Raw genomic sequence first — 10,312 nt, 5'->3', positions numbered from 1 at the left:
GTCCCTGGCCCCGCCCCCCTCCGGGCCCGGGGGAGAGGGCGGGCGGGCGGGGTGGCCCCGCCCGGCGGCGCCCCCCCCCTCCGGCCCGTGGGGGCCCGTCCCCGGCGGGGCGGGCGCCCCGCGCCCCGCCGCGGACCCCCCCCCCCGCCCCACCGCCGCGCCCCGCGCCCTCGGCCGGGGCCGGCTCCTCGTGCACTCCGTCGGACGGCGTGGACCGCCGTGCCCGGGCCAGGCCGCCTGAGCACCGCACCACACCCCCCTTTCGACACTCGGTACCGCACGGAGAAGACCCCCATGAGCGCACGCAACAGCCAGTCCAACAAGTCCGCCGCCCGCGAGCGGCTGCGCCAGGAGCGCGAGCGCGAGGCGAAGAAGGCGAAGGCGCGCCGGCAGGTGACCGTCGCCCTGTCCGCCGTCGCCGTGCTCGCCCTGGCCGGCGGCATCAGCTACGGCGTCGTCCAGATGAACAAGCCCTCCCACTGGGAGGCGGCCAAGAACCAGAAGGACGTCACCGCGCCGAAGAACACCTCGGGCGCCGACGGCACCACGGTCGTGCTGGGCAAGCCGACCGCGAAGAAGACCCTGGAGCTGTACGAGGACTCGCGCTGCCCGATCTGCGCGACCTTCGAGCAGCAGGTCGGCGAGAGCATCGACAAGGACGTCGCCGACGGCAAGTACAAGGTCAAGTACGTCGGCGCGACCTTCATCGACAACGGCGCCGGCGGCGAGGGCTCCAAGAACGCCCTGTCCGCGCTGGGCGCCGCGCTGGACGTCAGCCCGGAGGCGTTCCTCGCCTACAAGAGCGCGCTGTACTCCGCGCAGTTCCACCCGGAGGAGACCGACGACAAGTTCGCCAAGGACTCCTACCTGCTGGAGGTGGCGGACTCGGTGCCGGCCCTGAAGGGGAACGCCTCGTTCAAGAAGAGCGTGGAGGGCGGCACGTTCGACGCCTGGGCGATGAAGATGTCCGCCGCGTTCGACGACAGCGGGGTGGAGGGCACCCCGACGCTGAAGATGGACGGCAAGGCGGTGACGGGGGCGAACGGCAAGAACGCCCCGCTGACCGCCGAGGAGTTCAGGACGGCGATCGACAAGGCGCTGAAGGCGTAAGGCCGTACGGCCGCAGGGGCGCGGTGAGCCCGTACTGCGGTCGGGGCGGCGCGCGGACACCCTCCGGGCGCCGCCCCGCGTCCGTTCCCGGCGGCCGCCCGCCACCGGCAAGGCGTCGGGGCTGCCCGCCACCGGCAGGGCACCGAGGGCCGCCCTCCTTCAAAGGACCTTTAAAGTCACGCAGTTATTCACTTCAAACACCCTCATACGGTCATGTGATCAGTAGTGTGACCATCCGTGACCAGTCGTAACCAGTCCATACACCCCAGCCGCCGTACGGTCGTCAAGGCCGCGGCCGCCACCACCCTCGCCGCACCGGCCCTGGCCGGCAGTGTCCTCGCGACCACACCCGCCGTCGCCGCACCCGCCGCGCCCGGCCCCGCCTTCGTGCACGGGACGGCCTCCGGCGACCCGCTGCCCGACGGCGTCCTGCTGTGGACCCGAGTGACCCCGACGCCCGACGCGCTGCCCGGTTCGGGCCGGGGCCCGGACACCGAGGTCCGGTGGGAGGTCGCCGAGGACGCCGGCTTCACCCGGATCACCGCCCGGGGCACGGTGACCGCCACCGCCGCCGCGGACCACACCGTGAAGGCGGACGTCCGCGGACTCGCCCCGGACACCCCGTACCACTACCGCTTCACCGCCGGCTCCACCGTCTCCGCGACCGGCCGCACCCGCACCGCGCCCCCCGCCGGGTCGAACGCGCGGGGCGTGCGCTTCGGCGTGGTGTCGTGCGCCAACTGGGAGTCCGGCTACTTCTCCGCGTACCGCCACCTCGCCGCCCGCACCGACCTGGACGCGGTGCTGCACCTGGGCGACTACATCTACGAGTACGCGAGCGGCGTGTACCCGGACGCGAGGTACACGGTCCGCCCGCACCTGCCCGCGCACGAGATCACCACGCTGGCCGACTACCGGCTGCGGCACGGCACCCACAAGACCGACCCCGACCTCCAGGCGCTGCACGCCGCGCACCCGGTGGTGGCGATCTGGGACGACCACGAGTTCGCCAACGACGCCTGGACCGGCGGGGCGGAGAACCACACCCCGGGCGCGGAGGGCGACTGGGCGGCCCGGGTGGCGGCGGCGAAGCAGGCGTACTTCGAGTGGATGCCGGTGCGCGCCTCCACCGAGGGCACCGTCTACCGGCGGCTGCGCTTCGGCGCGCTGGCCGACCTGCACCTGCTGGACCTGCGCTCGTTCCGCTCGCAGCAGGCGACGGTGGGCAGCGGGAAGGTGGACGACCCGAAGCGGACGATCACCGGCCGGGCCCAACTGGACTGGCTGAAGGCGGGCCTGGCGTCCTCGGACGCGGTGTGGCAGTTGGTCGGCACCTCGGTGATGATCTCGCCGGTGGCCTTCGGGTCGCTGCCCTCCCACCTGCTGGGACCCCTGAGGGAACTGCTGGGGCTGCCCGAGGGCGGTCTGGCGATCAACACCGACCAGTGGGACGGCTACACCGCCGACCGCCGCGAGCTGCTGACGCACCTGACCGAGCGGAAGATCCGCAACACCGTGTTCCTGACCGGCGACATCCACATGGCGTGGGCCAACGACGTGCCGGTGAAGGCGGCCACCTACCCGGCCTCCGGGTCGGCGGCCACCGAGTTCGTGGTGACCTCGGTGTCCTCGGACAACCTCGACGACATCCTGCACGTGGCCCCGGGCACGGTCTCGCTGGCGGCGGCCGCCGCGCTGCGGGCCGCCAACAGCCATGTGAAGTGGGTCGACCTGGACCGGCACGGCTACGGCGTGCTGGACGTGACCCGCGCGGGCGCGCAGATGGACTACTACGCGGTGTCGGACAAGACCCGCCCGGACGCCTCCTCGAAGTGGCTGCGCTCCTACCGCACGGCGAGCGGGACGCAGAAGGTCGAGCGGGTGTACGCCCCGGTGCGCTGAGCGGCTCCCGGACGGCCCGTCGCGGTCCTCTACCCTGTGCGCCATGAGTGCGCCGGGGGATGTGGTGGACGGACGCTTCACGCTGGTGGAGCGGCTGGGCAGCGGCGGGATGGGCACGGTGTGGCGGGCGCGCGACACCGTGCTCCAGCGCGAGGTGGCCCTGAAGGAGGTCCGCTACGGGGCGGGCCGCGACCAGGATCCGGCGATACGGGAGCGGGTGCTGCGGGAGGCGCGGGCGCTGGCCCGGATCAGCCATCCGCACGTGGTGACGGTCCACCACGTGGTGGACCAGGGCCCGCATCCGTGGATCGTGATGGAGCTGCTGCCGAACACCTCGCTCCAGGACCGGATCGCGGCCGGGCCGATCGACCCGGCCCAGGCGGCCCGCACCGGCCGGCAGGTGCTGTCGGCGCTGCGGGCGGCGCACGCGGCGGGCATCCGGCACCGGGACGTGAAGCCCGCCAACGTACTGCTGCGGGCCGACGGTTCGGCGGTGCTGACCGACTTCGGGATCGCCGCGGTGCAGGGCTCGTCCTCGCTGACGGCCACCGGGGAGCTGGTGGGCTCACCGGAGTTCATGGCTCCGGAGCGGGTGCGGGCCCTGGAGGACGGACCGGCCGCGGACCTCTGGTCGCTGGGTCTGGTGCTGTACATGTGCGTGGAGGGCGTCAGTCCGCTGCGCCGGCCGACCGCGCTGGCCACCCTGGCGGCGGTGCTGGAGGAGCCGGTGCCCCCGCCGGTGCGCTCCGGTCCGCTGGCCCCGGTGCTGGCGGCGCTGCTGGTACGGGATGCGGCGGCCCGCCCGGACGCGGAGAGCCTGGACGCCCTGCTGGCCCGCGCCCAGGCCGAAGCGGAGGCGGACGGCCCCGGCGCCGCGGCGGTGGACCGGACGGCGCCGGCCCAGCGGGCAGCCCCGGCCCCGTCGGCCCCGTCGCCCGCGTCGCCTCGGCGGCCGGAGGCCCCCGCCGCGGTCCCGCGTCGCGGCGGCCGCCGCCGGTCCGGGCGGCGGCTCCCCCTCGTCGTCACCGCCGTCGCGGTGGCCGCGGCCGCCGCGGCCGTCACCGTGTACGCGGTGCACGGCGGCGCCCTCCTGGACGACGGCCGGGGCGGCGGCCGGGACGCCGCGTCGCCCCCGGCGACCCCGACGGCCTCCGCCCCGGCCTCCGGCACCCCCTCGGCCTGGCCTTCCCCCTCCCCCTCCGCTTCCCCGTCCGCCCCGGCGGCGGACCCGGACCTGGCGGCGGGGGCCTGGATCGCCCAGCTCGGCACGGTGGGCAAGGCGGCGGGCCCCGCGGCCCGGGACCGCATGGACCGCTCGCTGGCCGACAAGGGCGTACGGGAGCGGGCGTACCTGGACAGCGACGCCTACGCCTCGCTGCGCCCCGGGTTCTGGGTGTTCTACGCCAAGGGGTTCACCGACGGGCGGCAGGCGGTGGAGTGGTGCGGGGCACGGGGTCTGGCCCGCGACGAGTGCCTGGGCCGCTATGTGAGCGAGGACCCGCAGGACTTCGGCTACCAGTGCCTGGCGTCCGGATCCGGGGTCAGCGGCCGCTGCACGCGTGACTGACGCCTCGGCGGGCTGCCCGTTTGGCCGTCGGACAGGTCGGGCACGCGCACGTGGTGCCCGGCGGCGCGCGGCCGCATCGCTGCGGCGTGCCCGGCCGGGCGCGGACCGAAGGCCGAGTGGACGAGCGGGATGTCCCTCCGGCCGTCCTGTCAGTCGACCCCAGATGGATTCGGAGACATGGAGAACGCACTGCGCCCGCTGATCGTGCTCGGCGGGGCGATCCTGCTCACCCTGCTGGTCGGCTACCTCGTCGACTTCACCCTGCGCCGGGCCGACGCCCGCCATCCCGAGACGCCGCTGTGGGGGCTGCTGCGCCGCTGCCGGCTGCCCTTCCAGGTGGTGCTGCTGACCGGATCGCTGCGCGGGTCGTACCGCCAGACCAAGTGGCAGATCATCGAGGACCACGAGGCGGGCATCGGGCAGGTGCTGTCGCTGGTGATGATCGGCGCCGGCGCGTGGCTGGTGATCCGCATCGCCTCGGCGATAGTGGAGTCCAGCTACGCGCGGTACGCCAACACCTCGCACGACCGGGCCCGGGTGCGCCGGGTGCGCACCCAGGTGACGCTCATCATGCGGATCGTCACCGCGGTGGTCGGCGTGGTCGCGGCCGCGGCGATGCTGCTGACGTTCCCGCAGTTCAAGGCCATCGGCACGTCGATGCTGGCGTCCGCGGGCATCATCGGCATCGTCGCCGGTGTGGCCGCCCAGTCCACCCTGGGCAACCTCTTCGCCGGCTTCCAGATCGCCTTCGGCGACATGGTCCGCATCGGCGACACCGTGGTGGTGGACGGCGAGTGGGGCGTGGTGGAGGAGGTCACGCTGACCTTCCTGGCGGTGCGCACCTGGGACGAGCGGCGGATCACCATGCCGGTCTCGTACTTCACCAGCCAGCCGTTCGAGAACTGGTCGCGCGGCGGCGTGCAGATGACCGGGACGGTCTTCTTCCACCTGGACCACTCCGCGCCGATCAGCCTCATGCGCGAGAAGACCAAGGAGATCCTGGACAACTGCCCGGCCTGGGACGGCCGTGACTGGTCGCTGGCGGTGACCGACACCACCCCGAACACCATCCAGGTGCGGGTGGTGGTGACGGCCAAGGACGCCGACGACATCTGGACCGCCCGCTGCGTGGTGCGCGAGCAGCTCATCGGCTGGCTGTGCGAGAAGCACCCGTACGCGCTGCCGCGGATCGCCACCTCGGCGGCCACCCTCCCGCCGGACGGCCAGTGGCCGGAGCGCGCCAAGCTGGATGGCCGCCAGCCGCGCCCCTCGGAGGTGCACAGCAACAACGCCGACGAGTACCCGCTTCAGGACGGCGGCCGGGACCTGGAGGAGGCCCCCCGCACCGGCCGGGGCTGACACGGCGGTACGCGAAAGGGGGCCAGGGCGGCAGCGCCCCGGCCCCCTCTCGCGCCCCGGCCCCCTCTCGCGTCCTGGCGCTCTCGCGTCCTGGCGCTCTCGCGTCCTGGCGCTCTCGCGTCCTGGCGCTCTCGCGTCCTGGCGCTTTCGCGTCCTAGCGCAGGCTGCGGACGTCGAGCTGGCGCAGCACCCGGTCCACCACCTCGGGATCGGCGCCCGGTTCGCTGCGGGCGGCAAGCACCTCGTGGCGGGCGGCCGACATCAGCTCCCGCTGGAGCCGCTGGAGCGACTTGATCCGCTGGGTGCGGTCCGCGTACGCCGAGCGGCGTTCCTCGTCGACGATGTCCGGGCTGATCCGCGCGCCCACGTCGAAGGCGATCCGCTGGAGCCGCTCCTGGAGCTCCTCGGGCAGCTCCTCGACCTCCTGGATCTCCTTCAGCCGGCGCTTGGCGGCCCTGTACGCCCGGACGGCCAGGTCGTGCTCGCAGCGGCGCTCGGCGTCGGTGTCGGCCCGCACGCCGAGGGTGCGCACCAGCCAGGGCAGGGTCAGGCCCTGGACGACGAGGGTGGCCAGGATGACGCAGAAGGCGATGAAGACGATCTCGTCCCGGCCGGGGAACGGCTCCCCGGACTCCGTCTCCCGCGGGATGGCGAGCGCCAGCGCGACCGAGGCCACCCCGCGCATCCCGGACCACCACATGACCACGGTCTCCCGCCAGGAGACCGGGATCTCCTCGTCCACGTCGCGGCGCTTGTGCAGCCGCTTGGCCAGCCAGGTGGCCGGCAGCAGCCACAGCAGCCGTACGCCGACCACGCACACCACGACGACCGCGCCCCAGCCGAGCATCGAGCCCACCCGCTCCTCGGCGGTGCCGAAGACGTTGTGCAGCTCCAGGCCGATCAGCCCGAAGGCGATGCCGGTGACGAGGGTGTCGACGATCTCCCAGAAGGTCCGCCCGGCGAGCCGGCCCATCACGTCGTCGGCGTCCACCGACCGCTCGGCCAGGAACATCGCGGTGACCAGCACCGCGAGCACCCCGGAGCCCAGCAGTTCCTCGGCCAGCACATAGGCGGTGAAGGGGACGAGCAGGGTGAGACCGGTCTGGAGGGTGGCGTCGCCGAGCCGGCCGAGCAGCTTGTCGGTGAGCCAGCCGAGCAACAGTCCGACCGCGACGGCGACCAGCGCGGAGAGCGCCAGCTCGCCGGCCGCGCCGCCCCAGGAGAAGGTGCCGCCCACCACCGCGCCGATCGCCACGTGGTAGAGCACGATCGCGGTGACGTCGTTGAACAGGCCCTCGCCCTCCAGGATCGACACCAGCCGGCGCGGCAGGCCGAGCGAGCCGGCCACGGCGGTGGCGGCGACCGGGTCGGGCGGGGCGACCAGCGCGCCCAGCACGCAGGCGGCGGCCAGCGGCAGCGCCGGCACCAGCGCGTGCGCGACCGCGGCCACCGCGGCCGTGGTGACGAAGACCAGGGCGACGGCGAGCAGGAAGATGGGCCGCCGGTTGGCGGCGAACTGCCGCCAGGAGGTGCGCTGCACGGCCGCGTACAGCAGCGGCGGCAGCACCAGCGGCAGGATGTAGTCGGGCGGGATGTCGACGTTGGGCACCACCGGCACCAGCGCCAGGACCACGCCGGCGAGGGTCATCAGCACCGGGGCGGGCAGCCCCAGCCTCTCCCCCAGCGGGACGGTTAGCACCGCCCCGAGCAGCAGTGCGAGCAGCAGCGCAAGCTGGTCCACGGTGCGCCCTCCGGCCGTACGAGCCCGGGCCGGCCGTGGCCCGGGATGATGATCAGCCCCCCACCCTGCCACGCGCGCCCCCCGCGACCGCCGAGGCCGGGGCGCGCGGGTCGGCTACAGCACGCGGCGCATGCCCTGGTGCGGGATGCCCGCCTCCAGGTACTCCTCGCCGTACGCCTGGTAGCCCAGCTTCCGGTAGAAGCCGAGCGCGTGGGTCTGGGCGTGCAGGTCGACCGCGGTCAGCCCGCGCTCGCGGGCGGCGTCCTCGATGGCCCGCACCAGGGCCGCGCCCAGGCCGGTGCCGCGCGCCGCGCGGGACACCGCGAGCCGGCCCAGCGAGCCCACGCCCGCCGCGCCGCCGGTCTGCCCGGCCGCGTCCGGGCCGTGCAGCAGCCGCCCGGCGCCCAGCGCCGTCCCGTCCGCTCCGAGCGCGACGACGTGCACCGCGCCCGCGTCCAGCGCGTCGTACTCCAGCTCCTCCGGCACGCCCTGCTCGCCCACGAACACCTCGCGGCGCACCGCGAAGGCCGCCCGGCGGTCCTCCTCGCTCACCGCCTCGCGGATCAGGACACCGCTCACGCGCTCTCCGCCGCGATGGCGTCCAGCGCCTGCTGGAGGTCGGCCGGGTAGGTGCTCTCGAACTCCGCCCAGCGTCCGTCCGCGGGGTGCTCGAAGCCGAGCCGGACCGCGTGCAGCCACTGCCGGGTCAGCTTCAGCCGCTTGGCCAGCGTCGGGTCCGCGCCGTAGGTGAGGTCGCCGACGCAGGGGTGGCGGTGGGCGGACATGTGCACCCGGATCTGGTGGGTGCGGCCGGTCTCCAGCTTGATGTCGAGCAGCGAGGCCGCCCGGTACGCCTCGATCAGGTCGTAGTGGGTCACCGAGGGCTTGCCCTCGGCGGTGACCGCCCACTTGTAGTCGTGCTGCGGGTGGCGGCCGATGGGCGCGTCGATGGTGCCGCTCAGCGGGTCCGGGTGGCCCTGCACCAGCGCGTGGTAGCGCTTGTCGACCGTGCGCTCCCGGAACTGCTGCTTCAGCAGGGTGTAGGCGCGCTCGGACTTGGCGACCACCATCAGCCCGGAGGTGCCGACGTCGAGGCGGTGCACGATGCCCTGGCGCTCGGCCGCGCCGGAGGTGGAGATCCGGTAGCCGGCGGCGGCCAGCCCGCCGATCACGGTGGTGCCGGTCCAGCCGGGGCTGGGGTGGGCGGCCACCCCGACCGGCTTGACGATCACCACGATGTCGTCGTCGTCGTGGACGATCTCCATGCCCTCGACCGGCTCGGCGACGATCCTCACCGGCGCGGGCGCGCCGGGCATCTCGACCTCCAGCCAGGCCCCGCCGCTCACCCGCTCCGACTTGCCGACGACGGCGCCGTCCACCAGCACCTTCCCGGCGGCGGCCAGCTCGGCGGCCTTGGTCCGGGAGAAGCCGAACATACGGGCGATGGCGGCGTCGACGCGCTCGCCCTCCAGGCCATCGGGAACGGGCAGCGTACGGATCTCGGGAATCGTGCTCACCCGTCGAGTATGCCTTGTCCACCCGACACGCCCGCCCGGCCGGGTCACGCCCTGCCCGCGGTCAGTCCTTGTGGACGGTCCCGTCCGGGTCGAGCCCGCGGAAGGAGAGGATCACGATCAGGAAGCCGCCGCACACGATCGCCGAGTCGGCGAGGTTGAAGACCGCGAAGTGGGCGGGCGCGATGAAGTCCACCACCGCGCCCTTGAAGACGCCCGGCGCGCGGAAGATCCGGTCGGTGAGATTGCCCAGCGCGCCGCCGAGCAGCAGGCCCAGCGCGATCGCCCACGGCAGGCTGTAGAGCTTGCGGGCCAGCCGGATGATCACCACGATCACGGTCGCCGCGATCACGGTGAAGATCACCGTGAACGCCTCGCCGATGCCGAAGGCCGCGCCCGGGTTGCGTACGGCGACGAACCGCAGCCAGTCGCCGATCACCCGGATCGGCTCCTGGTGCTCCAGCTTCGCCACCACCAGCAGCTTGCTGCCGAGGTCCAGCAGGTAGGCCACCAGCGCGACGGCGAACAGGGCGAACACCCGCCGCCCGCCCCTGGGCCGCTCCGCGGGCGCGGCGGCCTCGTCGTCCGTATCCGGGGTACCGATGACGCGCTCCGCCTCTGCCACGTGAGTCCCTCAACCTAGGTGCCTGACTGTGCACGAGGGTACGGCACACCCCCGCGGGCCCCTCCGGTCAGCCGCGCCTCTCCTGCTTCTGCTTGTCCTCCACGCACAGGGTGGCCCTGGGGAACGCCTGCATCCTGGCCTTGCCGATCGGCTTGCCGCACACCTCGCACAGCCCGTAGGTGCCGGCGTCCAGCCGTTTCAGGGCGTGCTCGGTCTGCTCCAGGGTGGCCCGGGCGTTGGCGGCGAGCGCCATCTCGTGCTCGCGGGTGATGTTCTTGGTGCCGGTGTCCGCCTCGTCGTTCCCGGCGCCGTCGCCGGAGTCCCGCATCAGGCCGGTCAGCGCGTTCTCGGAGGCGGTCAGCTCGGCGTGGATGCGGGCCACCTCGCCCTCCAGCTCGGCCTTGGCCGCGGCGACCTCCTCCGCGGTCCAGGGGTCCTCGCCGGGACGTACGGCGAGGACCCCTGGACCGCGGAGGAGGTCGCCGCGGCCAAGG

The 10,312-nt window shown here is 74.0% G+C and carries 9 protein-coding genes; 4 read left to right on the top strand and 5 right to left on the bottom strand.

Annotation, left to right across the window (positions count from 1 at the left end):
- The first annotated feature begins 294 nt into the window (after positions 1-294).
- The 4 genes from C6N75_RS26275 to C6N75_RS26255 all read left to right on the top strand — a co-directional run bounded on the left by C6N75_RS26275 (position 295) and on the right by C6N75_RS26255 (position 5,938).
- The gene (locus tag C6N75_RS26275; RefSeq protein ID WP_105871368.1) at positions 295-1,110 is read left to right on the top strand and encodes a DsbA family protein; all 816 of its coding nucleotides are present in this window, start codon (positions 295-297) and stop codon (positions 1,108-1,110) included.
- Between the two features lie 237 nt (positions 1,111-1,347).
- Positions 1,348-3,012: an alkaline phosphatase D family protein gene (locus tag C6N75_RS26270; RefSeq protein ID WP_105871367.1), complete on the top strand. Its 1,665-nt coding sequence runs from the start codon at positions 1,348-1,350 to the stop codon at positions 3,010-3,012.
- Between the two features lie 43 nt (positions 3,013-3,055).
- Positions 3,056-4,579: a serine/threonine-protein kinase gene (locus tag C6N75_RS26265; RefSeq protein WP_105871366.1), complete on the top strand. Its 1,524-nt coding sequence runs from the start codon at positions 3,056-3,058 to the stop codon at positions 4,577-4,579.
- Between the two features lie 177 nt (positions 4,580-4,756).
- Complete coding sequence (locus C6N75_RS26255; RefSeq protein ID WP_105871365.1) at positions 4,757-5,938, top strand: mechanosensitive ion channel family protein; 1,182 nt, start codon at positions 4,757-4,759, stop codon at positions 5,936-5,938.
- Between the two features lie 154 nt (positions 5,939-6,092).
- Here C6N75_RS26255 and C6N75_RS26250 read toward each other — a convergent pair whose 3' ends face one another.
- The 5 genes from C6N75_RS26250 to C6N75_RS26230 form a co-directional block, all read right to left on the bottom strand.
- Positions 6,093-7,679: a Na+/H+ antiporter gene (locus tag C6N75_RS26250; protein ID WP_105871364.1), complete on the bottom strand. Its 1,587-nt coding sequence runs from the start codon at positions 7,677-7,679 to the stop codon at positions 6,093-6,095.
- A gap of 114 nt (positions 7,680-7,793) precedes the next feature.
- Entirely contained in the window at positions 7,794-8,258 is a 465-nt protein-coding gene (locus C6N75_RS26245; RefSeq protein ID WP_105871363.1) for a GNAT family N-acetyltransferase, read from the bottom strand.
- Positions 8,255-9,196: an RluA family pseudouridine synthase gene (locus C6N75_RS26240; protein WP_105871362.1), complete on the bottom strand. Its 942-nt coding sequence runs from the start codon at positions 9,194-9,196 to the stop codon at positions 8,255-8,257. The genes C6N75_RS26245 and C6N75_RS26240 overlap by 4 nt, the downstream gene beginning before the upstream one ends.
- A 61-nt stretch (positions 9,197-9,257) precedes the next feature.
- On the bottom strand, positions 9,258-9,818 hold the full coding sequence (gene lspA, locus C6N75_RS26235; RefSeq protein ID WP_105871361.1) for a signal peptidase II: 561 nt from the start codon (positions 9,816-9,818) through the stop codon (positions 9,258-9,260).
- Positions 9,819-9,885: 67 nt separating this feature from the next.
- The coding region (locus C6N75_RS26230) for a TraR/DksA family transcriptional regulator (protein ID WP_181160623.1) at positions 9,886-10,312 on the bottom strand (427 nt) is incomplete at its 5' end.

It is taken from the genome of Streptomyces solincola, from assembly GCF_002982015.1.
Classification (GTDB): Bacteria; Actinomycetota; Actinomycetes; order Streptomycetales; family Streptomycetaceae; genus Streptomyces; species Streptomyces solincola.
The sequence above is the reverse complement of the archived record's forward strand: the minus strand, read 5'-3'. Positions and strand labels throughout refer to the sequence as shown.